General features: G+C 55.8%; 22 protein-coding genes. 15 read left to right on the top strand and 7 right to left on the bottom strand.

The window, feature by feature from the left end:
• Positions 1–39: 39 nt before the first annotated feature.
• The 4 genes from allE to allD all read right to left on the bottom strand — a co-directional run bounded on the left by allE (position 40) and on the right by allD (position 4621).
• Complete coding sequence (gene allE, locus V2154_RS01815) at positions 40–828, bottom strand: (S)-ureidoglycine aminohydrolase (protein WP_353500822.1); 789 nt, start codon at positions 826–828, stop codon at positions 40–42.
• A 54-nt stretch (positions 829–882) separates the two neighbouring features.
• Positions 883–2163 (bottom strand): MFS transporter, encoded by a 1281-nt coding sequence (locus V2154_RS01810; protein WP_353500821.1) that lies wholly within the window; start codon positions 2161–2163, stop codon positions 883–885.
• Positions 2160–3407 (bottom strand): allantoate deiminase, encoded by a 1248-nt coding sequence (gene allC / locus V2154_RS01805; protein WP_353500820.1) that lies wholly within the window; start codon positions 3405–3407, stop codon positions 2160–2162. The genes V2154_RS01810 and allC overlap by 4 nt, the downstream gene beginning before the upstream one ends.
• Before the next feature lie 164 nt (positions 3408–3571).
• A complete protein-coding gene (gene allD / locus V2154_RS01800) occupies positions 3572–4621 on the bottom strand; it encodes an ureidoglycolate dehydrogenase (protein ID WP_353500819.1) in 1050 nt (349 codons plus the stop codon).
• Between the two features lie 368 nt (positions 4622–4989).
• Between allD and fdrA the strand changes: the two genes are divergently transcribed.
• From fdrA to ampH, 6 genes are all read left to right on the top strand, one after another.
• Entirely contained in the window at positions 4990–6657 is a 1668-nt protein-coding gene (gene fdrA, locus V2154_RS01795; RefSeq protein ID WP_353500818.1) for an acyl-CoA synthetase FdrA, read from the top strand.
• An 8-nt stretch (positions 6658–6665) separates the two neighbouring features.
• Positions 6666–7931 (top strand): YlbE family protein, encoded by a 1266-nt coding sequence (locus V2154_RS01790; RefSeq protein WP_353500817.1) that lies wholly within the window; start codon positions 6666–6668, stop codon positions 7929–7931.
• Positions 7932–7981: 50 nt separating this feature from the next.
• Positions 7982–8833, top strand: a complete 852-nt coding sequence (locus V2154_RS01785) for an oxamate carbamoyltransferase subunit AllH family protein (RefSeq protein WP_353500816.1) — start codon at positions 7982–7984, stop codon at positions 8831–8833.
• 44 nt (positions 8834–8877) lie between these two features.
• Positions 8878–9786, top strand: a complete 909-nt coding sequence (locus tag V2154_RS01780; RefSeq protein ID WP_353500815.1) for a carbamate kinase — start codon at positions 8878–8880, stop codon at positions 9784–9786.
• 112 nt (positions 9787–9898) lie between these two features.
• Positions 9899–11128, top strand: a complete 1230-nt coding sequence (locus V2154_RS01775; protein WP_034786834.1) for an MFS transporter — start codon at positions 9899–9901, stop codon at positions 11126–11128.
• A gap of 112 nt (positions 11129–11240) precedes the next feature.
• Entirely contained in the window at positions 11241–12386 is a 1146-nt protein-coding gene (gene ampH, locus V2154_RS01770; protein WP_353500814.1) for a D-alanyl-D-alanine-carboxypeptidase/endopeptidase AmpH, read from the top strand.
• A gap of 99 nt (positions 12387–12485) precedes the next feature.
• On the opposite strand, the gene rraB is transcribed toward ampH, so the two are convergent.
• Entirely contained in the window at positions 12486–12914 is a 429-nt protein-coding gene (gene rraB, locus V2154_RS01765) for a ribonuclease E inhibitor RraB (protein ID WP_034786830.1), read from the bottom strand.
• Between the two features lie 163 nt (positions 12915–13077).
• Between rraB and argF the strand changes: the two genes are divergently transcribed.
• The 9 genes from argF (at position 13078) to V2154_RS01720 (ending at position 22465) form a co-directional block, all read left to right on the top strand.
• Positions 13078–14085 (top strand): ornithine carbamoyltransferase, encoded by a 1008-nt coding sequence (gene argF / locus V2154_RS01760; protein WP_353500813.1) that lies wholly within the window; start codon positions 13078–13080, stop codon positions 14083–14085.
• 190 nt (positions 14086–14275) lie between these two features.
• Positions 14276–16039 (top strand): sugar phosphorylase, encoded by a 1764-nt coding sequence (locus V2154_RS01755; RefSeq protein ID WP_353500812.1) that lies wholly within the window; start codon positions 14276–14278, stop codon positions 16037–16039.
• Between the two features lie 279 nt (positions 16040–16318).
• Positions 16319–17254 (top strand): aspartate carbamoyltransferase, encoded by a 936-nt coding sequence (pyrB, locus tag V2154_RS01750; RefSeq protein WP_353500811.1) that lies wholly within the window; start codon positions 16319–16321, stop codon positions 17252–17254.
• Between the two features lie 18 nt (positions 17255–17272).
• Complete coding sequence (gene pyrI / locus V2154_RS01745) at positions 17273–17740, top strand: aspartate carbamoyltransferase regulatory subunit (RefSeq protein ID WP_353500810.1); 468 nt, start codon at positions 17273–17275, stop codon at positions 17738–17740.
• 92 nt (positions 17741–17832) lie between these two features.
• A complete protein-coding gene (ridA, locus tag V2154_RS01740) occupies positions 17833–18219 on the top strand; it encodes a 2-iminobutanoate/2-iminopropanoate deaminase (RefSeq protein ID WP_034786820.1) in 387 nt (128 codons plus the stop codon).
• A gap of 290 nt (positions 18220–18509) precedes the next feature.
• Complete coding sequence (locus V2154_RS01735; protein WP_353500809.1) at positions 18510–19976, top strand: circularly permuted type 2 ATP-grasp protein; 1467 nt, start codon at positions 18510–18512, stop codon at positions 19974–19976.
• On the top strand, positions 19970–20914 hold the full coding sequence (locus V2154_RS01730; protein ID WP_353500808.1) for an alpha-E domain-containing protein: 945 nt from the start codon (positions 19970–19972) through the stop codon (positions 20912–20914). The genes V2154_RS01735 and V2154_RS01730 overlap by 7 nt, the downstream gene beginning before the upstream one ends.
• Positions 20914–21708 carry a transglutaminase family protein gene (locus tag V2154_RS01725; RefSeq protein WP_034786809.1) on the top strand — a complete coding sequence of 265 codons (795 nt, stop codon included), beginning with the start codon at positions 20914–20916 and terminating at the stop codon, positions 21706–21708. The genes V2154_RS01730 and V2154_RS01725 overlap by 1 nt, the downstream gene beginning before the upstream one ends.
• 28 nt (positions 21709–21736) lie before the next feature.
• Positions 21737–22465, top strand: coding sequence for a proteasome-type protease (locus V2154_RS01720; RefSeq protein WP_353500807.1), 729 nt, complete (start codon positions 21737–21739; stop codon positions 22463–22465).
• A 51-nt stretch (positions 22466–22516) separates the two neighbouring features.
• Here the strand turns inward: V2154_RS01720 and V2154_RS01715 are convergent, their stop codons facing one another.
• Positions 22517–23998 carry a UxaA family hydrolase gene (locus V2154_RS01715; protein ID WP_353500806.1) on the bottom strand — a complete coding sequence of 494 codons (1482 nt, stop codon included), beginning with the start codon at positions 23996–23998 and terminating at the stop codon, positions 22517–22519.
• A gap of 32 nt (positions 23999–24030) precedes the next feature.
• Positions 24031–25443, bottom strand: coding sequence for a glucuronate isomerase (uxaC, locus tag V2154_RS01710; RefSeq protein ID WP_353500805.1), 1413 nt, complete (start codon positions 25441–25443; stop codon positions 24031–24033).
• Positions 25444–25896 lie beyond the last annotated feature (453 nt).

Below are 25896 nucleotides of genomic sequence, written 5' to 3'. Positions count from 1 at the left end.
CAGGCGCTTTTGGCTATTTAGTTAAGACGAAATGCGTGATTAAAGCTCGGCGTCGCGATGGCAATCTTTAGAGTAGATGTAGCTGAACACCTCGTCTTTGCCCACCGCATAGCCCGCCTGCGGGCAGTACGCGCCCATAAAGATGTAGTCGCCTTTCTTCACCGGTACCCATTCGTTGTCGAGGTTGTACATGCCCGCGCCACTCAAGATATAAGCGCCGTGCTCCTGCACGTGGGTCTCAATGTAACCGTGGCTGGCACCCGGATTAAAGGACAAGATGTGTATGTTCATGTCAAAACCCAGCTCTTTCGGCAGGAAGTCTTGCAAGATAACGTCACTCATCCCTTCATACTCGATACGCTCAAGCTGGCTGACGTTGCCGCTGACCACATAGGCCTGATGGCCCGCCAATGGCTGATATTTGCGTTTGTAGAGGAACAGTTTGCTTGGTTTACCTTCGCTATTATTATCGAGATAAAGCTTTACGCCCGCCGGGCAATATAAATATCCGCCGGTTTTAAGTGCGTAAGATTTATCATCCGCCGCCGCCATAATTTCGCCATCAATGACATAAACGAAAGTTTCTATATCGCCACCGCCAAAACCTTGATGATTACGACCGCCGTCTAATAAAGTCACCAGATAATCCACAAAGGTCGCGCCTAATTTCGGCGTGGACAGAATGGTAATATCGCAATTCTCAAAACCAGGAATGACGTTTTTAACTAAACCGTCCGGCTCAATTAAGGCATAGTTATGGCGTTTAATAATAGAACGTGAAGATAATACGTCGGCACGATAACCGGTCTGCTGATTAATATAACCCATGATTTTTCCTTATTTATTCCATAGGCCGATAAGAGATATCGGCCTATATAAAGATTATTGAGATAAAGCCGGTTTAGCGGTTTGATGTTTTTTCATTAATACGTTTACGGTGAAGAACATCAGCGTACCGATAACCAGAATGGCCGCCGAGATATAGAAGCCCATGACCTTCGAGCCGGTATGGTCGGAGATCATCCCGGTCACCAGCGGCGCAATCACCGAAGAAGACATGCCGAAGAAGTTGAAGACGCCGAAGCTGGTGCCGTAGCCCTTTTTCGGCGCGTTGTCGGCGACGAAAGAGATCATGATCGGGTCAACCGCCAGCTTGCCGAGCAGGCCGTAGAGGATCAGGCTTATCAGCAACATAGTGGAGTCAGGAGACAGCACGGTGCAGGTCAGCATCACCGCCGCGCAGATCTCAAGGAAGATGATCAGGCTGACTTTCTTATTGCGGAAACGGTCGGACATGCGGCTGAAGAACAGCGCACCCGGCACCGAGGCAAAGGCCACCAGCGCCGAGGAGAAGCCAATGGCCACGCCCTCAAAACCGCGCTCCTGCTGCAAGAATGACGGCAGCCAGGTGACAATCATGTAGTAGCCGTAACAGGTGGCGAAATACATCACGTAGGCTGAAATCATCTTCAGGCTGAACAAGCCGCCGGGGTTCTGATTTACCTCTTCGACCACCGGCGCGGCGGTCACGGCTTGCGCCGCTGCCTGCTGTTTCGGGGCACTTTTGATAACGAAGAAGAACACCAGCGTCATGATAACCAGCAAGAAGGTGATCATGAACAGCAACAGTTGCCAGTTCATGCCGACGCTTTTTACCAGCAGGCTGGAGGCAATCAGGCCAATCCCCATCCCCAGCGCCGAGCCGCTGTTAATGATGGCGGTGGATAAGCCGCGTTTTTCTAACGGAATGCTTTCAGAGGAGAGCGAGTAAGCCGAACCATAGTAGGAACCACAGCCCGCCCCGGCGAGCAGGCTACCGGCGTAGATCATGTGCAAGCTGGTGGCGTTACCAATTAGCAGCGTGGCGATGATGAACAGGCAGAAACCGGGGATCAGCACAATCTTCTTGCCGAACTTATCCACCAAGATCCCGGCGGGGATCTGCATGCCGGTGTAGGCAAAGAAGTAGAAGCTGGCGATCAGCCCCATTTCGGTGTCGGACTGCGCGCCAATGGTGGCCTGAATTTCAGGGAAGATCGGCGTCAGGACGGTGCGGTAGATCCAGATAACCGCCCAGCCGAGGCACAGCACGACAACGATTTTCTTCCAGTACAGCGGATCAATGCCGCCGCTGGCTGGCGATGAGGTAGTGCGAGTGGTCATACTGCGCCCCCGTTTTCTTGGTAAGCCAGCTGATACAGCACGTGGGCCAGGGCGCGAACGCCTTCGGCTAAGTCGCTCAGTTCAGTTTTCTCCGCAGGGTTGTGGCTGATACCGGCGATGCTCGGCACAAACAGCATGACGGTCGGCACCCGTGGCGCGAAGATTTGCGAGTCATGCCGCGCCCCGCTATGCATCAGGCGATAGTTCATTTTCTCGGTTTCACACACCGCCGCGACCTGTTTCACCAGCTGCGGGTCCATCGGAATTGGCGCTTCGTCCATCCACAGGTTGATTTCGATGCCGATGCCCATCTCGTCACAGATGCGTTTCATGTCAGCCTCAATCTCTTGAGTGAAACGCAGCAGCGCCTGTTGGTCGGTGTGGCGGCAGTCCATGGTGAAGTGGGTAAAGCCCGGCACCACGTTGACGGTGTTGGGTTTCGGTTCAACTTTGCCGAAGGTCAGCACCAGCGGATCGCCCTCTTTGCGCGCCTTTTCAATGGACTCATAGCAGATGCGGCTAAAAGCGTGCACGGTGTCACGGCGGTAGCCCATCGGCGTGGTACCCGCGTGGTTGGACTCGCCGGTCAAGCGAATGTCGTAGCGGCGCTGGCCAACAATGCTGGTGACGACGCCGACGGTTTTGCCCTCGGTTTCCAGCACTTTGCCCTGTTCAATGTGCAACTCGACAAAGGCGCGCAGGTCCTGACGCACCGGCGTGTTTTCAGGGCGAAAGTCAAAACCGGCCTGATGCATGGCATCCACAAAGCCCACGCCCTTGGCGTCTTGGACCTGATGCATGTCGGCGTTATTCGCCAAGCCAAAGATGTTTTTGCTGCCCCAGAAGACAAACGGGAAGCGGCTGCCCTCTTCTTCCGCCATCGATAGCACTTCTAAAGTGCGCAGTGGCTGGCCGTAAGTCTCTTTCAGGTAGTTGATTGCCAAAAAAGCGGCTTCGATACCAAACTGGCCGTCGAGGTTGCCGCCGTTCACCACGGTGTCGATGTGTGAGCCCGACATGATGGTCTGCTCGGGGTAGCGGCTACCTTCGAGGCGCGCCGATAGGTTGCCGACGTGGTCGAACTGGGTCTTCAGCCCGGCACTTTCAAATTTTTCCTGTAGTGCGCGCTGCGCGGCACACCACTCGGGAGTATAGAGAAGACGCGTCATACCTCCGGTCGGGTCTGCGCCGATCTGCGAAAGCCATGCGGAGATTTCTTGTATCTGGCGAGGGAAGTTTTGCATATTCCGGTCCTTATTTAATTTCCATATTGAAGGTCATTAATCACGAGGAGGTAGAAATAGAACCGCGAATTACTGGCAGGTTATTGGCCAATAATCCGCGCAAAAAGCACTTATTGATTCAAGTGAGTTATTTCACTGTCTTATTAATATAAAAAATCCATTAATTAACTGGCGAACGGATCTTTGTGGTCGTAAGAACGCAAATAGATTTCATCGGAGATGAGGTAATCGTAAATTTCATCAACAATTTCGATGCCATTGATTTCACTATTACGCTCATTGTTTTCGCTATTTTGCCCCGGATACATTACCTGACTCACGCCCGGCGCAGGTTTAATGCCATTGAGGTCACTCATCACCTGATTAATATTTTTGCGGAAGCTGTCGATATTAGTAAAAGCGGCAGGATCGATAACGATATGTAGCTGGCCGAGGTTACGGCCTTCGGTCAGGTCGTGATACATGGAACTGACGTTGCGGCCAAACGGCAGACCAAGCAGGATGCCCGCCAGCACGTCCACCATCAGCATCAGGCCATAGCCTTTCGGCCCGGCAATCGGCAGCAGACCGCTGACGGCGAAAGGATCGGTGGTGTGTTCGCCGTTGGAATCCACGGCCCAGGTGTCAGGGATTTTGGCATTGCGCGAGCGGGCATCCAGCACTTTGCCCCACGCCTGCACCGTGGTTGCCATGTCGAAGGTGATCATATGGCCATCTTCGCCCGGTGCGGCAAAGGCTATTGGGTTGGTACCGTAATAGACTTCCGCGCCGCCGTAGGGCACGACCATTGGGTCGGATTGGCAGAGTGAAATCCCGATAAGCCCTTGTTTAGCCGCCTGTTGTACGAAATAAGAGAGCGCGCCGCTGTGGCCAATGCGGCGGATGCCCACCACCGCCACGCCGTTGTCTTTGGCGATGTCTATCGCGTGCTCCATGGCAATTTTGGCCGCCACGTGCCCCGCGCCGTTATCGCCGTCAAACACGCCGCTGCAAGGTCCGGTTTTCTCAAATCTAAAATCCGGGTTGTTGTTAGTCCCGCCTTTGCTGATACGTTCCGAGTAGTATTCCACCCGAACGGCACCGTGAGAATGTACGCCCCTTGCATCGGCATGGACCAGAACATCCGCCACGATATTGGCCTGTTCTCTTGGCAGTCCCGCCTTGTTGATCTTATTGCTAATTAAAGTGTGGAGCTGTTCCCGGGTGACTTTCATAGATAATCCTTTTTGCTAACCACTGATAGAACTTATTTATGGTCACAATCTATAACCCTCAGACTTTAAAAATGTGATCGGCGACGTTTTTAAACTATTAAATTAAAATTTCATTCACTCACCGTCGAATTATAAAAATTATTTTGATAAAGCCTGTCGGCATTGATTGAGCGATTTTAATAAAGTCTTCTCTTTGCCATGAATATTTCTAACAATCCGCGAAGTGTGACTCACCTCTCCTTGTGACACCCCAGATATTTGTAATTTCCAGCCAGCCATTAAGGGAAATTTTAAATTGAAATTCTTTATCAGGCTTTTCACGAACCGCTTCTCACTAAGCATGAGAAAAAAAGCAAAAGGAAACAGTCATGGTCCACGCTTTTATTAAGAAAGGGAGTTTTCAGGACTCGGTAAGCCTGATGTTGATCTCCCGAAAGCTCAGCGAATTTCCACAGGTAGACGAAATTTCGGTGATGATGGGCACCCCTGCCAACAAATCTCTGCTGGAAGCCACCGGCTTTTGGCACGCCCAGTTCAACGACGCCACGCCAAACGATATTTGTGTCGCTATTAAGGCCGACAGCCAAGACCCAGAGATCACCCAGTTCATCAGCGACGCGCTGGAAGAGGCGCTCAAAGCCATTGCGCAAGGGCAGCAAGGGGGCAAACGCCTGCCAGTCGCCCGCAGCTGGCAGACGGCTCGCCAAAAAGCGCCGGACGCCAATCTGCTGCTGATCTCTATTGCCGGTGAATACGCCGCCGGTCTGGCAGATCAGGCGCTCGACAACGACTGCAACGTGATGATGTTTTCCGACAACGTCTCGCTGGAACAGGAGATTGCGCTGAAGAAGAAAGCCAGCAGCAAAAAGCTGATTGTGATGGGGCCGGACTGCGGCACCGCCAATATCGCCGGAGGTCCTTTGGCCTTTGCCAACGTTGCGCCCAAAGGCGTCATCGGCATTATCGGCGCGTCAGGCACCGGCATTCAGGAGCTGACATCGCAAATTACGCTGGCGGGCCAGGGCGTCTCCCACGCCATTGGCCTCGGCGGGCGCGACCTCTCGGCTGAAGTCGGCGGCATCAGCGCCCTGACGGCGCTGGCGATGCTGGCTAATGACAGCAAAACGCAGGTCATCGCCTTCGTCTCTAAGCCTCCGGCAGAAGCCGTGCGCCAGCGCGTAATGGATGAAATGCAGGGCATCAATAAGCCGATTGTGGCGCTGTTCCTCGGCACCAAACCGGCCAGCCCGCGTGTGGGCAACGTGTGGCTCGCCAGCACGCTGGACGAAGCCGCCCGCCTCGCCGCCACATTGGCGAATGTCCAGCAGCAGATAGCTTCCCTGCCCGCCGTGCATGGCAAGAAAATCGCCGGATATTACGCCGGAGGCACCTTGGCCGCTGAAGTTGCCATGCTGCTGGCCGAGCATTTGCAGGTCGCGCCGGACAGCCAGCACCACCACGGCAGCATGCTCGACGCCGAGGGCCATCGAATCATTGATATGGGTGATGACTTCTACACCCAAGGCAAACCCCACCCGATGATTGACCCGTCGACCCGCAACCAGACCATCGCCCAGTTAGCTAATCAGCTTGAAACCGGCGTGCTGCTGATTGACGTGGTGATTGGCTTTGGCGCGCAGGCTGACCCGGCAACCTCGCTGGCCGACACGGTTCACGCACTCAAACAGCATCGCGACCCGGCTCACCCGCTGGTGGTGATCGCTACCGTCACCGGCACCGAGCAGGACCCACAACAGCGCAGTCGGCAAATCGACACGCTCACCGCCGCGGGCATCGTGGTGATGAACACCCTGCCGGAAGCCGTACTGCTGGCTCATCAACTAATCAGTCCGCCGACCGAAACCGGGCCATTGACGCCTTACCACTTGCTGGATGGCGTCTCTGTTATCAACGCCGGTCTGCGCAGTTTCGCCACTGATTTACAAACCAATCAGGTTCCCGTGGTGCATTACCAATGGGCACCGGTCGCGGGTGGAAATCAGCGTTTAGCCGCCATTCTGAAAAAATTGCACTGAGGGATCACATGACTACAACTATTAATGAAGCCAATGCAGCCGTAATTGCGCGGATCCGCGAAGCCCGTCCACACTGGTGTGACGTCAAACCGGCGCAGGAAGTGGTGCCGGTATTACAGCAAGGTCGCAAGCTACTGCACGCCGGTCCGCCGGTGGTCTGGCAAGACATGAGCGGCCCGGTGCGCGGCGCCTGTATTGGTTGCTGCCTGTTTGAAGGCTGGGCCGAAAATGAACAGCAGGCGCTGGCCCTGCTGGAAAACGGCGAAATTGAATTTATTCCGTGCCACAGCGTGCGCGCCGTTGGCCCGATGGGCGGCATCACTTCAGCCCATATGCCGATGCTGGTAGTGGAAAACCACACTCACGGCAATCTGGCGTTCTGCAATATGAATGAAGGGATTGGTAAAGTGATGCGTTTCGGCGCGTACGGCCCTGACGTGCAGGAGCGCCTGCGCTGGATGCGCGACACCTTGGCTCCGGTGCTGAAAGAGGTTCTAAGCCACATTGATGGCGGCATCGACCTGACCGCCGTGATGGCGCAGGCTATCACCATGGGGGATGAATTCCACCAGCGTAATATCGCCGCCTCCGCGCTGTTAATGCGCCAGCTGGCTCCAAAAATCGCCCAGTTGGATCGCCCGCAAAGCGAGCTGACCAGCGTGCTCTCCTTCCTTGCCATTACCGATCAGTTCTTCCTCAACCTGGCGATGGCCTACTGCAAAGCCGCCATGGATGCCGGGGCCGAAATCAAACAAGGCACCATCGTCACCGCCATGACCCGCAACGGCAAAGATTTTGGTATCAAAATCAGTGGCATGGGCGACCAGTGGTTCACTGCGCCGGTTAACACGCCGGAAGGCCTGTTCTTCTCAGGCTACAGCCAAGCCGACGCCAACCCTGACATCGGCGACAGCGCTATCACTGAAACCTTTGGTATCGGCGGTGCGGCCATGGTCGCAGCGCCGGGCGTGACGCGCTTTGTTGGCGCGGCGGGCGGCATGGGCGCGGCGCTGGACGTCTCCGAAGAGATGGCGGAGATCTTCCTCGAACGCAACATGATGCTGCAAATCCCGACGTGGGACTTCCAAGGCGCTTGTTTAGGTCTGGACGCTCGCCGCGTGGTGGAAACCGGCATTACGCCGCTGATCAACACCGGGATAGCACACCGCTCGCCGGGCGTCGGTCAGATTGGCGCGGGGACAGTTCGCCCACCGCTCGCCTGCTTCGAAAAAGCCATTGAAGCCTTAGCCGAGAAGCTTGGTATCAGCGCGTAACCCTTCACGCCACTTTGCCCGGCGGAACCGTCGGGCAATCAGGAGCCACCATGGTTTGCATTGTTCTCTCCTCCAGCGCTCACGCCACCTGCGACTATGGTCCGTTGCGCCGTGCGGGCTTGTTTAACAACGCGATGAACTTTCTTACTCCGCGCCATCAATTGCTGACGCTGCACCGCAGCGGGCACGGCCTCAGCCCGATGGGATGGGTGGTGGATGAAACGGATTTCGACCTGATTGCCGACCAGCTGCAAGGGGCCGAACAGCTCCATTTTGATGCCGAAGGCTTATTGATTGATGGCCTGCGGGTGAAAAATATCGGCCCGCAGCGCGGCTTAACTTTAGGCCAGCCGGGGCTGGTGATCACGCAAACATTGCGTCAAACCCTACGCTGTTCGCCAGCGCAAACCGGCCTGTTTGGCGGGTTAGACGCGCTAGTGGCTTTACCCGCCGTCGGCGAATTACAGCAAATGCAGCGCCAATTTGCGGACTGGCTGCTGGGCGGCGAAGTGGACTGGACGGCGTTTATCGGCAAGGGGCCAGGCCTCACGCCAAGCAACGACGACACGCTGGTCGGCATGCTGCTGGTCGCCTACTGCGACAGCCGCGTTACTCCCAGCCAGCTGTCACCTTTTTTTGCGCACAGCAAGCCACTGGCCGGGCTGACCACGTTAGTAAGTCATCACTATCTGGCCTACGCGGCACGGGGGATTTTCTCCTCGCCGCTGCTGGCTATCGCCCACGGGCTATTGGCTCCACAGACCTTACTCCCCGCCGTGCGCGACCTGCTGAATGTCGGCCACTACTCGGGCGCGGACGCGCTGCTGGGCATCTGGCTGGCGGCGCAAACTATTAATCAACTTCACTCAGTCAGCACCTCGCCGCACTTAGCGGCCTGCTGAAAGCGTGGTTTTTACTTGTGATTTAACACACTAGGGAACTGAACATGGAAACTTTGGTTATCGCTTTAGGCGGGAATGCCCTGTTGCAACGCGGCGCGGTGCTTTCTGCTGAAAATCAATATAAGAGCATTGCGCTGATTGCCGATGCGATTGGCGAGCTAGCCAAGAAATACCGCATTGCCATTGTCCACGGCAATGGGCCGCAGGTCGGGCTGCTGGCCTTACAGAACCTAAATTATCGTGACGTGCCGCCCTATCCGCTGGACATTCTGGTGGCGGAAACCCAAGGGATGATTGGCTACATGCTGGCGCAAAAGCTCTCCGCGTCTCACCCCCAGCAGGCGGTTTCCACCCTGATGACCCGCATTCTGGTGGACGGTGACGATGAAGCTTTCCAGCAGCCAACCAAGTTTATCGGCCCGGTCTATGCGCCGAAGGAAGAGACGCACCTGCGCCAGCAGTATGGCTGGACCATGAAGATGGACGGCGAGCATCTGCGCCGCGTGGTGCCTTCCCCTGAGCCTAAGCAGATCTTGGACATAGAAGCCGTTCACGCGCTGCTGGCGAAAAATCAGGTGGTGATTTGCAGCGGCGGCGGCGGCATTCCGATGGTGGCGACCGAGCAGGGGTTACAGGGCGTTGAGGCAGTGATTGATAAAGATCTCGCCGCGGCGCTGCTGGCCGAAGCGCTGGATGCTGACCATCTGGTCATCTTGACCGACGCCGACGCGGTGTATACCGGCTGGGGCACGCCAAGCCAGCAGGCCATTCGCAGCGCCACGCCGCAGCAATTGGCTCCGCTGGCGGTGCCGGACGGCTCAATGGGGCCGAAGATCATGGCGGTGAGCCGCTTTGTCGAACGCTCAGGTAAAGAGGCGCACATTGGCGCGCTCAAAGACATTGATGCCGTGTTGAACGGCAGCGCGGGAACCCTGATCCACCCCGCTCGCTGATCCCCCTAAACACTGAAGCAGGCTGGTTACAGCCGCAAAAATCAGGCCGGCGGAGAGCGATTTCTCACCGGCCTTTCAACGTTGAAGCATTTGAACTTTTGAGGCACACATCATGGAAAAAAACGCGCACGCCAGCCGGTTCCCCTACTGGATCCAGTTGGTGATTATCTTCTTCTTCGGCTGGGTGGTTATCTACGCCGGACGCTCGGTTCTCAGCCCGCTAATGCCGATGATTCAGGACGAATACGGGCTGAATCAGGCCGAGCTGGGCATCATCAGTAGCCTGTTCTTCTTGGCCTACACCCTGCTACAGGTTCCCGCCGGATTGCTCGGCGACCGGCTGGGCCACAAAAAAGTCTTAGTCACCGGCTTTATGCTGTTCGCCGTTTTTATTGCTTCTATCAGCATTTCACCGGGGTTCTTAGGCTTTATCCTGCTGTGGATGCTGACCGGCGCGGCGCAAGGGGTCTATTACGGCCCGCAGTACGCGCTCTCTTCGGAAGCCATTCCGAAGAAGTGGCTGACGCTGGGCAGCGCGGTAATTGGCAGCGGCATGTCCTTTGGTATTGCGCTGGGCTATCAGCTGTCTAGCGTGTCGGTGAATCATTTCCATACTGGCTGGAAATTGCCCTTTGTGATCATCGCCTTGCCGGTGCTGGTGGTCGCGCTGTTGATGCTGTTTGTTATCCATAAACGCCCGCCGGTTGCCGCGCCCGCTGCGGTACAGGCCGCCGACCAAGAGCCGCCGTTCCGCTTTATGGATTTGCTGAAAAATCGCAACCTGATCCTCGCTTACATCACCATTTTCTGCTCGATTTACGGCTTCTTCGTGATCATCTCTTGGCTGCCTTACTACTTGCAGCAGGAGCGCGGAATGGACATGGCGCGCGCCAGTAATATTGCGTCGATTGTGCCGTGGATTTCGATTCTCGGGACGCTGATTTTCAGCTACGCCTCGGACAAGCTGGGACGCAGAAAGCCGGTGGTGCTGTGCATGCTGCCGCTCTCGCTGCTGGCGCTGTTCGGCATTGTCTATTCGACCTCGGAAACCATGCTGATTGTCGTGCTGGTGCTGTATGGCTTTATCGGCAAAATCAGCCTGAACCCGATTCTGGTGGCGCTGGTGGCAGATAACGCGCCGAAGAAAGCCCTCGGCACCGCCTTCAGCCTGTATAACTTCTTTGGCATGGCGGCATCGATTTTTGCCCCTTACGTGACCGGCTTTATCGCCGACCGCACGGGCTCACTCAACGCCGGTTTCTACTTCGCGGCGATCATCACGCTGGTGGGAATTGGTGCCATGCTACTGGTGCGCGAAAAACACGTGCCGCAACCGGAATAACCAGATAAAGGAGATTTCTTACAACATTTTGCCAATTGGGCGCTTTTTTCCCATGCCGTTTCAGAAAGTTCGCATTAGTATACAAATTCCGAATGAATACTCTGCCTAGTTGATGGATACCGGTTTGCTGAAAAAAATTTCTCTCTCACTTTTGGCTCTGGCCTTTGCCAGCACGCCGCTGTTGAGCCAGGCGAAAAACGCCCGATTGGCTTCTCAAGTTGTTGATGACTATGCCGAACATATCTTCTACGGCAGCGGCGCGATGGGAATGGCGCTGGTGGTTGTCGATAATAACCAACAAGTTTTCCGCAGCTTTGGCGAAACCCGCCCCGGCTCAGACATTCGTCCACGCGAAGATTCCGTGATTCGAATTGCCTCGCTGACCAAGCTGATGACCAGCGAAGTGCTGGTGAAGCTGTCGCAGCAGGGCACCGTCAAGATTAACGACCCGCTGCGCAAATATTCCGGCGGCAGCGCGGTGCCTTCCTATAGCGGCTCCACGCCAATCACCTTGCTTAATCTCGCCACTCACACCAGCGGCCTGCCGCGTGAGCAGCCGGGCGGCGCGCCAAATCGCCCGGTGTTCACTTGGCCGACCAAGGCCGATCGCTGGGCGTGGCTGCGAGTCGCCAAAATGACCACGCCTCCGGGCGCGCGTGCGGCTTACTCCAACTTAGCCTTTGACCTGCTGGCGGATGCCTTATCCAACGCGGCGCGCAAACCTTACACCCAGCTGCTGCGCGAACAGATAACCCAGCCGCTGGGCATGGTCGACACCACGCTGACGCCAAACGCCAGCCAGTGTGCTCGCCTGATGTCCGGCCTGCGCCCAAGCCCGTGCCTGAATACCACGGCGGCGGCGGGCAGCGGCGGGATTTACTCGACCCCGGCCGACATGGCGCGTTGGATGCGCCAGTTCCTGCCTTCCCCACTCGGCAAGCCAAGCCTGACCGCCGAAATGGCGCAGAAGATGTACTTTAAGCGTACTGATTTGGTATCGCTAAAAGGCATGGACGTGCCGGGCATGGCCGACTCTTTGGGTATGGGTTGGGTGACGATGGCGCCGACGCCACTGTTACCGCGCATTATTCAGAAAACCGGCGGTGGCGGTGGCTTTATTACTTATGTGGCGATGGTGCCTCAGCGCGGCGTAGGCGTGTTCGTGGTAGTGACGCGCAGCGAGTTAACCAAGTTTAAAAATATGAGTGACGGCGTAAACGATCTGGTTGCGGAGTTAGTGCGTAATAACGAGATTTAAAGCGCGGAATGATTTAAAGCACGGAATTGCAAGCTGGGCTTATCCTCCCCTTAGTTCAAGGGGAGGATCAAAACCCTATCTTACTGATAGAGTTAGTTATTAATGACGCTTACCGTCATCATCTTCATCAACCAAATCTTCTTCATCACCTTCTTCGCCGTCCTCATCTTCGTCGTCGCCTTCGAAGTAAGTGCCCCAACCGTCGTAATCAACGCCGTGGGCTTCGGCCAGGTCCATCAACTGCTCAACCTGTTTATCAATCAGTTCGGCGTTCAGCGCAATTTCGCTGATCACGTCACAGCACATCACGGTTGAACCGTCTTCTAATTCCAACTCTTCTGCGTCATTAACTTCATAACCCAGTTTGAAAGCGGCAACCGCGGCTTTCTCCAAATCTTCAAACTTATCAGAAGATAAGTGATGTTCGATGGTGTAAAGCGCGTCTGGATCGCTGCCATCATCCAGCAGCTCTTCGATGATTAAGCGGGTCTCTTCACTCTGTTCTTCTAGCAATTCACGATTTGCCATGCCTCTGTCCTCAATCAATGTGACGTTTCTCTAGACCATTTTCACACAGCGCGGGGCCAGCCTCCACTATAAAGTTTTAACGACGGGGTTGTAATTGCATATTCATACATATAAATTGAATTTTAATTCACTAAAGAATGCAAAGGCATTGGAGAGGAACACCATGAGTCTGTTGAGTAAATGTCATTTTCTCAGGTTACTGGATTTTACCCCGTCGGAGATTTCATCCCTTCTCCAGCTCTCCGCCGAGCTGAAAGCCGCTAAGAAAAACGGCAGCGAAAAAGCCCATCTGCAAGGGAAAAACATCGCGCTCATCTTCGAAAAAGACTCAACCCGCACCCGATGCTCTTTCGAAGTTGCCGCCTATGATCAGGGTGCTAACGTCACCTACCTCGGCCCAAGTGGCAGCCAAATTGGTCACAAAGAGTCAATGAAAGACACCGCCCGCGTGCTGGGCAGAATGTATGACGGTATTCAATATCGCGGTTTTGGTCAGGATAAAGTTGAGACGCTGGCGGAGTTCTCCGGCGTGCCGGTGTGGAATGGCCTGACGACGGAATTTCACCCGACTCAGCTGCTGGCCGACCTGCTGACCATGCAAGAGCATCTGCCGGGCAAATCTCTGTCACAAATGACGCTGGCCTATCTGGGCGACGCGCGCAACAACATGGGTAATACCCTGCTGGAAGCCGCCGCGCTCTGCGGTTTGGACCTCCGTCTGGTCGCGCCGACCGCCTGCTGGCCTGAAGCCGAGCTGGTGGAAACCTGTAAGAAGCTGGCGCAGGAAAACGGCGGCAACATCACTCTAACCGAAGACATTGCGGCGGGCGTGAAAGGCGCGGATTTCCTCTATACCGACGTTTGGGTATCAATGGGTGAGCCAAAAGAGACGTGGAAACAACGCATTAGCCTGCTGAGTGACTATCAGGTGAACAGCGCCATGCTGGCCCTGACCGGCAACCCGCAGGTGAAATTCCTTCACTGCCTGCCCGCCTTCCATGACGACCAGACTACCCTCGGCCGCCAGATGGCGGAAGAGTACAACCTGCACGGCGGGATGGAAGTGACCGACGAAGTGTTCGAGTCGGCGCACAGCGTGGTCTTTGATCAGGCTGAAAACCGCCTGCACACCATCAAAGCAGTGATGGTCGCCACTCTTGGTTCACTCTGATTCGCCTTCTGCCTGACGCGACAATCCTCGCGCGTCAGGTTATTTCCTCCAGCTTCGCACATACCCTTTTACACAACATTGCAGTTTTTCACGGCTAATCCCCGCCTGAACGCCCCGTTTTCAACTAACCTTTTCATTATGCGCCGCTTCTTTTGCCATCTTTTGGAGTGATAAAGAAAAGGGAAACGATATGAAATCAGTCAATTTGGAATATGTCCTGCGACTGGAAAGTTTACTGAGCCGGATCTATCCCAGAGAACACATTGCCGATTTACTGAAACAGATCCTGCAACTGGCAGAAAAATGGAATTACGGCAAACACCGCACTCAGGATTGGGTTGATGGCACCAACATTTACCTCATCACCTATGGCGACAATATCAGCCACGGCGAGCAGAAACCGCTGGCGACCCTGAACCATTTTGCCGACAAGTATCTGCGCGAAATCATCAGCGATATCCACATCTTACCGATGTACCCCTACAGTTCGGACGATGGTTTCAGCGTCATCGACTATCGCCGGATTGACGAAAATTTGGGTGGTTGGCAGGACATCCACCAGCTCTCTTCCCACTTCAACCTGATGTTCGACTGCGTGATCAACCACATCTCGCGATCCAGCGACTGGATGAAGGGCTATCTGCACGACGATCCTTACTACAAAGATTACTTTATCGACTCCAACCCGGAGCTGGATTACAGCCGCGTGGTGCGCCCCCGCGCCCTGCCGCTGCTGACGCCGTTCATCAAAGCCGACGGCACCGAGCTGTATCTGTGGACCACCTTCAGCGAGGATCAGGTCGATATCAATTTCAAAAACCCGCAGGTGCTGCTGGAAAGTATCGACGTGCTGCTGCAATACGCCGCCAGCGGCGGGCAGTCGATTCGCCTCGACGCCATTGGCTACATTTGGAAAGAGGTCGGCACTCGCTGTATCCATATGCCGCAGGCGCACAACATCATCAAAGTGTGGCGCACCATTCTGGATGAAGTGATCCCCGGCACGCGGCTCATCACCGAAACCAACGTGCCGCATCACGAGAACATCAGTTACTTTGGCGAGGGCGACGAAGCCCACATGGTGTATCAGTTCCCACTGCCGCCGCTGACGCTGCACGCCTTTCTGCGTCAGGACACCACCACGCTGACCCAGTGGGCGCAAAGCCTCAACGCCGAGGCGCGTTACCCGGAAACCACCTATTTCAACTTTTTAGCCAGCCACGACGGCATTGGGCTACGCCCGACGGAAACCTTCCTCAGCGACGACGAGCGCAAATACATGGCGCAAGAAACCTTGCGCAAAGAGGGGCGCGTCTCCTACAAGGACAATGGCGACGGCACCCATTCGCCCTACGAGTTGAACATCAACTTCCTCAGCGCCCTGACCGAGCCGGATGACGACGTCGACACCAAAGCGCGGAAATTCCTCGCGGCGCAGGCCCTGCTGCTCTCCTTCATCGGCGTGCCGGCCATCTATATTCACAGCCTGCTGGGCAGCGAAAATGACCTCGAGGGTATGCACCAGTCGGGGCTGAATCGCCGCATTAACCGCAAGAAGCTCAAGCTAGACGACGTCGAGGCCGGGCTGGAAAAAACTGACAGCCTAAGCGCGAGAGTATTTTACGGGCTGAGTAATCTTATTAAGCATCGTCGCGCCCATCCGGCCTTCTCGCCACAGGCCGGGCAGCGGGTATTCGATATGGGCAAATCGCTGTTTGCGATGGAGCGCTATGACCCGCTGACGGAAGACAAAATCACCTGCGTGTTCAATATAAGCAACCAAACGCAGGTGGTGAAACTGGCGATTGAAGGCAAGGACTTGATTGCCGATGTGCCGTTTGACGGCCAAACCCGCCTCCAGCCGTGGCAGGTGGTGTGGATCAAGCATAAGCTGAAGGCGCCGGAGCGTCTGGGCCGCATGCGTCGCTGGAGAATGAAAATCTTCAAACGGTAAGTGGGCTGCCAATCGTTTGCTTTTAGAATCGATTCAGGCCGATTTTCGCTTGCAGCACGAAAATCTGCGCGTATAATGCGCCACAATTTGCCGGGAGAACCCATGAACAATTGTCAGGTTTGTGATGTTAAAAAACATGCTCAACACGCCGTACCTGAAGGCAGCCCGCTGCCGTTGTTCTTCCGTTGCATTGCTGAATTATTGAAAGCCCCTCATTGAAGGGGCTTTTTTTTGTCCAGAATTTGAGGTTAAGAACCCTAACTGCTGAGGAAATACGTCATGGCTAATCCGCTGTACCAAAAACACATCATCTCGATCAACGATCTCAGTCGTGAAGAGTTAGAACTGGTGCTCGACACCGCGGCCAGCCTGAAAGCCAATCCACAGCCCGAACTGTTGAAGCATAAAGTGATTGCCAGCTGCTTCTTCGAAGCCTCGACCCGCACGCGCTTATCCTTCGAAACCTCAATCCATCGTCTGGGGGCTTCGGTGGTTGGCTTTGCCGACGGCTCCAACACCTCGCTTGGCAAGAAAGGCGAAACGCTGGCCGACACCATTTCGGTGATTGGCACCTACGTGGACGCCATCGTCATGCGCCACCCGCAGGAAGGCGCGGCGCGCTTAGCCACTGAATTCTCCGGCGGCATTCCCATCCTCAACGCCGGCGACGGTGCCAACCAGCACCCGACGCAGACCCTGCTCGACCTGTTCACCATTCGCGAAACGCAGGGCCGTCTGGACAATATCAAGATCGCCATGGTCGGCGACCTGAAATATGGCCGCACCGTCCACTCACTGGCGCAGGCGCTGGCGAAATTCAAAGGCAACCGTTTCTACTTTATCGCGCCGGACGCGCTGGCGATGCCGGGCTATATTCTCTCCCTGCTGGAAGAGAAAGGCATTGAGTACAGCCTGCATCAGAGCATCGACGAAGTGGTGCCGGAGCTGGATATTCTCTACATGACGCGCGTGCAGAAAGAGCGTCTGGACCCGTCCGAGTACGCCAACGTCAAAGCCCAGTTCATCCTGCGCGCCAATGACCTGGTGAATGCCCAGCCGCACCTGAAAGTACTGCACCCGCTGCCGCGCATCGACGAGATCACCACCGACGTCGATAAAACCCCTTACGCCTGGTACTTCCAGCAAGCCGGTAACGGCATTTATGCCCGCCAGGCCTTACTGGCACTGGTTCTTAACGCCGACACAGCCCACTAAACTTGAGGAGATAAAAACATGACTCACGATAATAAACTTCAGGTTGAAGCCATCAAATGCGGCACCGTAATCGACCATATTCCGGCTCAGGTAGGCTTCAAGCTGCTGTCGCTGTTTAAGCTGACTGAAACCGACCAGCGCATCACCATCGGCCTGAATCTGCCGTCGAACGAGCTGGGCCGCAAAGACATTATTAAAATCGAAAACACCTTCCTGACCGAGCAGCAGGTCAACCAGCTCGCGGTTTACGCACCGAAAGCCACGGTGAACCGCATCGACGATTACGAAGTGGTGAAGAAGCTGACCCCCAGCCTGCCGGACCGTATCGACGGCGTGCTGCACTGCCCGAACAGCAACTGCATCAGCCGCTCTGAGCCGGTGGCCTCGAGCTTTAGCGTCAAGCAGCGCCAGAGCGAAGTGCACCTGCAATGCAAATATTGCGAGAAAGAGTTCGAGCATCAGGTGGTGATGAGCAGCGATGAATAAGCCGTGACCTGATCGGGCGTAATGACTTTTCATCTGCGCCCTTTATACTGTCGGCAAGCTATCCTTCCTTATCACTTAAATCAGGAGACACTATGTCCCGCGAAATTAGCACTGAAAATGCACCAGCAGCTATCGGTCCTTACGTTCAGGGCGTTGATCTGGGCAGCATGATCATCACTTCCGGCCAGATCCCGGTTGATCCAAAAACCGGTGCAGTTGCCGATGACATCGCCGCTCAGGCACGTCAGTCTCTGGTCAACGTTCAGGCGATCGTGGAAGCCGCTGGCCTGAAAGTCTCAGACATCGTGAAAACCACTGTTTTCGTTAAAGATCTGAATGACTTCGCCACGGTTAACGCCACTTACGAAGCTTTCTTCACCGAGCACAACGCGCCATTCCCGGCTCGTTCTTGTGTTGAAGTGGCTCGTCTGCCGAAAGATGTGAAAATCGAAATCGAAGCCATCGCCGTTCGTCGTTAATTCGAACCGAGCGCGGTGCAATAGCCAGCCTGCGGGCTGGCTTTTTTATGCCTTTTTTCTGCCCCACTTCCCGCCACATTGTTATTGCCTCATCACCGACCATACTTAAGACATCTGCCCATTTTCTGCCCTGTATTTAGGCAGCCGCCTTATCTGGCGCACTGAAATAGCGCGAAATAGCCTCTTTCTACTGAGTTTTCTGCGGTTTATGCACGCTGGCATGGTTTATGCCTGATCACTAATGCGTATTGAAAAACAATGAAGCAGCCCGTCCTGTCAGTGAGGTGAACATGATTAATATCGAGCTTTCTGATTCACCCTTTTTTGATGAAATGCTAATGGCGCAGGGGCAACACCGCGACCACTATCAAGCTTACTGGCAATGGTTACAGCAGGCAGATCAACAGGCCGTACAGCGCAAGAAGGAGGAAGCCGCGCTGCTGTTTCACCGGGTGGGGATTACCTTTAATGTTTATGGCGAAGATGACGGCGCGGAGCGGCTGATTCCGTTCGACAGCGTGCCGCGCATCATTCCGGCCAATGAATGGAAGATGTTAGATCTCGGCATTCGCCAGCGCGTTCAGGCACTTAATGCTTTTCTACATGACATCTATCATGACCAGAAGATCCTTAAGGCGGGCATCGTGCCTGCCGAGCAGGTGCTCGCTAACGAGCAGTATCAGCCCTGCATGCAGGGGGTAGATCTGCATCGCAACACCTATGCGCACATCGCCGGAACCGACATGGTGCGCGGCGGCGATGGCGAATATTACGTGCTGGAAGACAACCTGCGCACGCCGTCCGGCGTCTCTTATATGATGGAAAACCGCAAAATGATGATGCGGCTCTATCCTGAACTGTTCGCCGAGCAGCGCATCGCGCCGGTGTCGCGCTACCCTTCCCACCTGCTGCAAACCCTGCGTGAAAGCACGCCGGTCAATGACCCAACCGTTGTGGTGCTGACGCCGGGGCGTTTCAACAGCGCCTATTTCGAGCACAGCTTCCTCGCCCAGCAGATGGGGGTCGAGCTGGTGGAAAGCGTTGATTTGTTTGTCAAAGATGGCGCGGTCTTTATGCGTACCACCTCCGGCCCGTGCAAAATCGACGTGATTTACCGCCGCATTGATGACGCCTTCCTCGACCCGCTGGCCTTCCGCGCTGACTCCATGCTCGGCGTGCCGGGGCTGCTGTCGGTCTATCGCGCCGGGGGCGTGGTGCTGGCGAACGCTATCGGCACCGGCGTCGCCGACGACAAGTCCATCTACCCTTATGTGCCGGAGATGATCCGCTTCTATCTGGCGGAAGATCCGATCCTGAATAATGTGCCGACGTGGCAGTGCCGCGATGAAAAAGCCCTAAGCTTCGTGCTGGCGAATCTGGAAAAAATGGTGGTGAAAGAGGTTCACGGCGCAGGCGGCTACGGCATGTTGATAGGGCCGACGGCCAGCAAAGCCGAGATAGAACGTTTCCGCGAACTGCTCAGAACTCGCCCGCAGAACTACATCGCGCAGGAAACGCTGGCGCTCTCCACCTGCCCGACCTTTGTCGGCAACGGGCTGGCCCCGCGCCATATCGACCTGCGCCCCTTTGCGCTGACCGGAGCAGAGGTGCGTCTGGTACCCGGCGGCTTAACCCGCGTGGCGCTGGCCGAAGGTTCGCTGGTGGTCAACTCGTCGCAGGGAGGCGGGACCAAAGATACTTGGGTGTTAGAGGATGAGCCGGTCAACGGCCAGGTTGCGGAGGATGACGCATGCTAAGCAGAACCGCCAGCGAGCTGTACTGGATGGCGCGCTATCTGGAGCGCGCCGAGAACATTGCCCGCCTGCTCGACGTCACCAACAAGCTGTCGATGATATCGATTCGCGACAAATCCCAGCTGGAAGATGAGCAGAACGATTTACTGGTGCCGCTGACCCTCACCGGCACCCGGCAGCTGTTCAGCGACAATTATCCGCAGGTCACTATGGGCAACCTGCTCAACTTCTTCGCGCTGGACAGCCTTAACCACAGCAGCATCTTCAGCTGTATGCAGATGGCGTGGAACAACGCCCACGCGGTGCGCGGCAGCCTGTCGTCGGAGGTGTGGGAGAGCATTAACGCATCGTGGATTGAGATGAAGCAGATCCGCCGTCAAGGCGTGGCGTCGGTCGGAGCAGACGCCTTTTTCGACTGGGTTAAAGAGCGTTCGCACCTATTTCGGGGGGCTATGTTTGGCACTCTGCTGCGCAGCGACGCGCTCTATTTTATCCGCCTTGGCACCATGCTCGAGCGCGCCGACAGCACGGCGCGGCTGCTGGACGCCAAAAACCAGCTGCTCGATGCCGATGAAGACCCGGTGCGCGAGTATTACCGGATGGACACCCTGCTGCGCGCGGTCAGCGCCCGCGAGGCTTTCCATACTCTTTATAAGCAGCAAATCAGCCGCGAAACCATCGCCGATCTGCTGATCCTGCGCCGCGAACTGCCCCGCTCGCTGCTGGCCTGCGTGGAGATCATGGCCGAACAGCTGGAGCTGATTGGCGGCCGCACCGGCAACTTGCCGCGCCGCCTGGTCCACACCCTGCACGCCGAACTGCGTTTCAGCACGCTGGACGACATTCTGAAGGTGGGCCTGCGCGAGTGGCTGGCGCAATTCCTGAGCCAAACCAGTGCCATCGCCGAAAGCATTCACCACACTTATCTGGAGGCCCAATAATGAAGCTTAATGTCAGTCATCAGACGCATTACACCTATGCGCAGCAGGTGAAACGCAGCACTCAGTATCTGCGCCTCACCCCGCAAGACTCCAGCCATCAGAAGATTTTGTCGTGGGATTTAACCCTGCCGGAGTTCGCCACCCGCACGCTGGACGCCTATGGCAACGTGCTGCACGTACTGACGCTGGACCAGCCGCATCAGGCGATCACCATTGAAGCCAACGGCGTGGTGGAAATCGAAGATAACGTCGAGGATGACAACTGCGGCCATTTATCGCCGCTGGTGTTCCTGCGCACCAGCCCGCTGACCCAGGCCGACGGCGCGATCCGCGACTTCGCCAGCCGCTATTATCGCCCGCAGGCCCAGCATGAAAGCCTGCGCGCCTTAATGGGCGAACTGTTGATGAAAATGCCTTACAGCCCCGGCACCACCACGGTGAAAGACAGCGCCTCGCAGGCGTTTTCCGCCCAACAGGGAGTGTGTCAGGACCACACCCACGTGTTCCTCGCCTGCTGCCGCAGCTTGGGCATCCCGGCGCGCTACGTCAGTGGCTATCTCTACACCGAGGATTCTACCCACGTGGCGATGCACGCCTGGGCCGAAGCCTGGCTCGACGGACACTGGCAGAGCTTCGACGTGACTAACAATACCTGCCAGCCGAATCAGCATTTGAAACTCGCCATTGGTATCGATTATCTTGATGCGTGCCCGGTGCGTGGCGTTCGGTTAGGCGGAGGGTGCGAAGATATGCATACCGTCGCGGCGGTGCAAATGCTCGATATTCCCCAATGACCCTGACTTACTGAAAAGGTAGATTTCGATGACTTACTGTGTGGCCATGCGCTTGTCCTCTGGTCTGGTTTTTGTCTCAGATTCGCGCACCAATGCCGGGGTGGACCACATCTCCACCTTCCGCAAACTGCATGTTTTTCATCAAAGTGATGAGAGGATGCTGGTTATCCAAAGTGCCGGAAATTTGGCGACCACACAGAGCATCATCAGCCTGCTGCACCGCCGCTGTCTGGACCCGGATCGCGAGAATATGCTCAACGTGGAGTCGATGTACGACGCTGCCAGCCTGCTGGGAGAAACCGTGAGAGAGGTGATCGCCCGCGACAGCGGCGCGAATCAGGGTGGCATGACCGATTTCAGCTGTAACTTGCTGTTAGGCGGGCAGATTAAGGGCGAAGGGCTGCGGCTGTTCCACATTTACCCGCAAGGTAATTTCATCGAAGCGACCCACGACACGCCCTATTTTCAGGTGGGAGAAAGCAAGTACGGTAAGCCGATTATCGACCGCGTGCTGACTTACAACACGCCGCTGGAGCAGGCCATGCAGTGCGCGCTGATTTCGATGGATTCCACCCTGCGCAGTAATCTGTCGGTGGGCCTGCCGCTGGACGTGATGATCTACCCGACCGACAGTTTCAGCACCGCGCAGCAGTATCGCGTCACGGAGGAACATCCCTATTTCGACATGATCCGTAAAGGCTGGGGGGAAGGTTTGCTGAGCATCTTTGCCCAGTTGCCGCCGCTGAAGCTGGATTGATCAAAAAAGGATCGGCGCTGGCCGATCCTTCTCTCACGTTCTCTCTGACGTTTACAGCGTCACGCCGCTTTTGAAAATCGCCAACTCGCGAAAATCATTCAGCTCGTTCTTGGTCTGCTGGCCGCTGGCAATCTTCACAATCAGATCCACAAAGCTGTCCAGCAGCTGATCCATGCTTACGCCGTGGATCAGCTGCCCCGCGTCGAAGTCGATCCAGTGCGGCTTTTTGGCCGCCAGTTCGCTGTTGGTCGCCAGTTTTACCGTCGGCACAAAGCCGCCATAAGGCGTGCCACGCCCGGTGCTGAACAGCACCATGTGGCAGCCTGCCCCGGCCAGCGCGCTGGTGGCGACGGCGTCATTGCCCGGCGCGCTCAGCAGGTTCAGGCCGTGCGCGGTCAGGCGTTCGCCATACTTCAACACGTCGACAATCGGGCTATGCCCGGCTTTCTGCGTACAGCCCAGCGACTTCTCCTCAAGGGTAGTGATGCCCCCCGCCTTGTTGCCCGGCGACGGGTTTTCATAAATCGGCTGGTTGTGGGAAATGAAATACTGTTTGAAGTCATTCACCATGCTGACGGTTTTGTCGAAAGTCGCCTCGTCACGGCAGCGGCTCATCAGAATGCGCTCCGCGCCGAACATTTCCGGTACTTCGGTCAGCACCGTGGTGCCACCGTTGGCAATGGTGTAATCCGAAAAACGCCCGAGCAGCGGGTTGGCGGTGATGCCCGACAGCCCGTCAGACCCGCCGCACTCTAAGCCGAATTTCAGCTCGCTGAGCTTGCCCGGCTGGCGTTGGTCACTGCGCATCACGGCGTAAAGCTCGTGCAAACGTGCGACGCCCGCCTCAACTTCGTCATCGAATTTCTGCAACGCCATAAAGCGCACGCGAGCTTCATCGACCTCTCCTAAGGTTTCGCGGAACACGTCCACCTGATTGTTTTCACAGCCTAAACCAACCACCAGCACCGCGCCCGCGTTGGGGTGGCGCACCATGTTCTGCAACATAGTGCGGGTGTTGATATGGTCATCGCCGAGCTGCGAACAGCCCAACTGATGAGTGAACAGGTAGACCCCGTCAATGCCTTCCGCCTGCTGAGTTTCTTTGAGGAAACGCTGCTGAATCTGCTTGGCGATGCCATTCACGCAGCCGACAGTTGGGATCAGCCACAGCTCGTTGCGAATACCGACTTGCCCGTTTTTGCGGCGGTAAATCTGCACCTCGCGATCGCCCTTTTGTTCAGGCACGGCGGCGAATTGCGGCTGATACTGATACGCGTCGAGATCGCTGAGGTTGGTTTTGGCATTCTGCGAATGAATGTGTTCTCCGGCAGCGATGTCCACCAGCGCATGACCAATCGGCAAGCCGTATTTGATGATGTGCTCTCCGGCGGCAATCGGGCGTAGCGCAAACTTGTGGCCGCGCACTACCTCTTGCAGCAAAGCAGCGCCGGTGTTGGTAATTTCTCCGCAGGTGAGATCGCGCAGTGCCACGGCGACATTATCAGCAGGGTGAATAGTTATGGTGCTTTGCATAGTCGCCGTGTCAGTCATGCTGTGCGTCACTCTCAGTTAAGCTCAATCGCGAAATAGCTTTTGGCGTTGTCGAAACAGATGTTTTTCACCATGTTACCGAGCAGCGCGATGTCATTCGGCGCTTCGCCCTCTTCCACCCAGCGCCCCATCATCTGGCATAGGATGCGGCGGAAGTATTCATGGCGCGTATACGATAGGAAGCTGCGGCTGTCGGTCAGCATGCCGACGAAGCGGCTGAGCAGCCCCATGTTGGCGAGCTGGATCATCTGGCGCTGCATGCCGTCTTTTTGGTCGTTAAACCACCACGCGGAGCCGAACTGCACTTTGCCCGGAATGCCGTCGCCTTGGAAATTCACCGCCATGGTCGCCAGCACTTCGTTATCACGCGGGTTCAGGCAGTAAAGAATGGTTTTCGGCAGGCCGCCGTTCATGCCCTGCGCGCCCAGCAGTTTTGACAGCGGCTCGGCCAGTGGCTGGTCATTAATAGAGTCAAAGCCGACGTCGGCACCCAGCAGTTCAAACATGCGGGTGTTGTTATTACGCAGCGCGCCGATGTGGTACTGCTGCACCCAGTTGCGGCGCTGGTATTCAGAAGCGAGGAACAGCAACACGCCGGTTTTAAACTGCGCGCTCTCTTCTTTGCTCGGCAGGCTGCCGCTCAGGCGACGGGAAAGAATGCCGTCCAGCGTGGCTTGGTCAGCTTCGGCATATACCACCACGTCCAGCGCGTGGTCAGACACTTTGCAGCCGTGCGCCGCGAAGTGATTCATGCGTTTTTTCAGCGCGTCGCAGACATCGCTAAAACGCGAAATTGAGGTGTCTGAGGTCTGTTCAAGGCGCTTGATGTAATCGTTGAAGCCGGCGGCATCAATGTTGAACGCCTTGTCTGGCCGCCAGCTCGGCAGCACTTTGACGTCAAAATTGCCATCTTCGGCGACGATTTTATGGTGTTCCAGCGAGTCAATCGGGTCATCGGTGGTGCCGACCATTTTCACATTCATCTGCTTCATGATGCCGCGCGCGCTGAAGCTCTTCTGTGCCAGCAGCTCATTGCCGCGCTCCCAAATTTCATCGGCAGTTTTCGGCGACAGCAGCTTGCCAATAATGCCGAACGGGCGGCGCAGCTCAAGGTGAGTCCAGATATAGAGCGGGTTACCGAGGGTGTGAGGCACGGTGGCGGCCCAAGCATCAAACTTCTCGCGGTCGCTGGCGTCGCCGGTGCACAGGCGCTCGGCCATGCCGTTGGTGCGCATGGCGCGCCACTTGTAGTGATCCCCCTTCAGCCAGATGTCGTAGAGGTTTTTAAACTGATAGTCCTGCGCAATCTGTTCCGGCGGCAGGTGACAGTGATAGTCAAAAATCGGCTGATCTTTCGCATAGTCGTGGTACAGGCGACGTGCGACTTCGGTATCGAGCAGGAAATCTTCAGTTAAAAACTGCGCCATCTTGGGGTTCCTCACCTTGATGTTAATTTGAGTTATCTCTCTTGATGCAAAGTTATCACACCAATTTAAGCTATCGTCCAGCGCTATTTCTTGCTAAACCCGGCTCGCCAATAGACTGAGAAATAATAAAAAATCTTTAATATGTCTGATATTTAAGGATTTTATCAATTTATATAGCCAGCGCACATTATCCACACTATTCAAATGTGGTTTTGTGATGTCATTCAAATTTTAAATCTGTATGACAAGTTATCGTAATTTTGCCCGAACAAATGTGCCGTCGAGATCCTGCCACCTCGACGGCACCGTTGTTTGGGCATTTTTTAGCGAACCGTTAGCTGGGCAAAAGAAAAAACCAAGAAGCAATAAAGCCGAGGCCCGCCGTCAGGCGGAGCTATTCGCGCCGTGGCCGTATCGAGCCATCGCCGACTACATTGGGTTGGAGAGAACGAA

The organism is Ewingella sp. CoE-038-23 (assembly GCF_040419245.1).
GTDB lineage: Bacteria > Pseudomonadota > Gammaproteobacteria > Enterobacterales > Enterobacteriaceae > Ewingella > Ewingella allii.
Note: the sequence above shows the minus strand (reverse complement) of the source record. Positions and strands in the feature narration are given on the sequence as shown.

Coding starts and splice junctions, on each gene's coding strand:
- pyrI (WP_353500810.1), top strand. CDS start 17,273: ATGACTCACGATAATAAACTTCAGGTTGAAGCCATCAAATGCGGCACC.
- V2154_RS01715 (WP_353500806.1), bottom strand. CDS start 23,998: ATGCAAAGCACCATAACTATTCACCCTGCTGATAATGTCGCCGTGGCA.
- V2154_RS01730 (WP_353500808.1), top strand. CDS start 19,970: ATGCTAAGCAGAACCGCCAGCGAGCTGTACTGGATGGCGCGCTATCTG.
- rraB (WP_034786830.1), bottom strand. CDS start 12,914: ATGGCAAATCGTGAATTGCTAGAAGAACAGAGTGAAGAGACCCGCTTA.
- uxaC (WP_353500805.1), bottom strand. CDS start 25,443: ATGGCGCAGTTTTTAACTGAAGATTTCCTGCTCGATACCGAAGTCGCA.
- V2154_RS01790 (WP_353500817.1), top strand. CDS start 6,666: ATGACTACAACTATTAATGAAGCCAATGCAGCCGTAATTGCGCGGATC.
- argF (WP_353500813.1), top strand. CDS start 13,078: ATGAGTCTGTTGAGTAAATGTCATTTTCTCAGGTTACTGGATTTTACC.
- V2154_RS01725 (WP_034786809.1), top strand. CDS start 20,914: ATGAAGCTTAATGTCAGTCATCAGACGCATTACACCTATGCGCAGCAG.
- V2154_RS01755 (WP_353500812.1), top strand. CDS start 14,276: ATGAAATCAGTCAATTTGGAATATGTCCTGCGACTGGAAAGTTTACTG.
- pyrB (WP_353500811.1), top strand. CDS start 16,319: ATGGCTAATCCGCTGTACCAAAAACACATCATCTCGATCAACGATCTC.
- V2154_RS01775 (WP_034786834.1), top strand. CDS start 9,899: ATGGAAAAAAACGCGCACGCCAGCCGGTTCCCCTACTGGATCCAGTTG.
- allD (WP_353500819.1), bottom strand. CDS start 4,621: ATGAAAGTCACCCGGGAACAGCTCCACACTTTAATTAGCAATAAGATC.
- fdrA (WP_353500818.1), top strand. CDS start 4,990: ATGGTCCACGCTTTTATTAAGAAAGGGAGTTTTCAGGACTCGGTAAGC.
- allE (WP_353500822.1), bottom strand. CDS start 828: ATGGGTTATATTAATCAGCAGACCGGTTATCGTGCCGACGTATTATCT.
- allC (WP_353500820.1), bottom strand. CDS start 3,407: ATGCAAAACTTCCCTCGCCAGATACAAGAAATCTCCGCATGGCTTTCG.
- ridA (WP_034786820.1), top strand. CDS start 17,833: ATGTCCCGCGAAATTAGCACTGAAAATGCACCAGCAGCTATCGGTCCT.
- V2154_RS01720 (WP_353500807.1), top strand. CDS start 21,737: ATGACTTACTGTGTGGCCATGCGCTTGTCCTCTGGTCTGGTTTTTGTC.
- ampH (WP_353500814.1), top strand. CDS start 11,241: ATGGATACCGGTTTGCTGAAAAAAATTTCTCTCTCACTTTTGGCTCTG.
- V2154_RS01735 (WP_353500809.1), top strand. CDS start 18,510: ATGATTAATATCGAGCTTTCTGATTCACCCTTTTTTGATGAAATGCTA.
- V2154_RS01780 (WP_353500815.1), top strand. CDS start 8,878: ATGGAAACTTTGGTTATCGCTTTAGGCGGGAATGCCCTGTTGCAACGC.
- V2154_RS01785 (WP_353500816.1), top strand. CDS start 7,982: ATGGTTTGCATTGTTCTCTCCTCCAGCGCTCACGCCACCTGCGACTAT.
- V2154_RS01810 (WP_353500821.1), bottom strand. CDS start 2,163: ATGACCACTCGCACTACCTCATCGCCAGCCAGCGGCGGCATTGATCCG.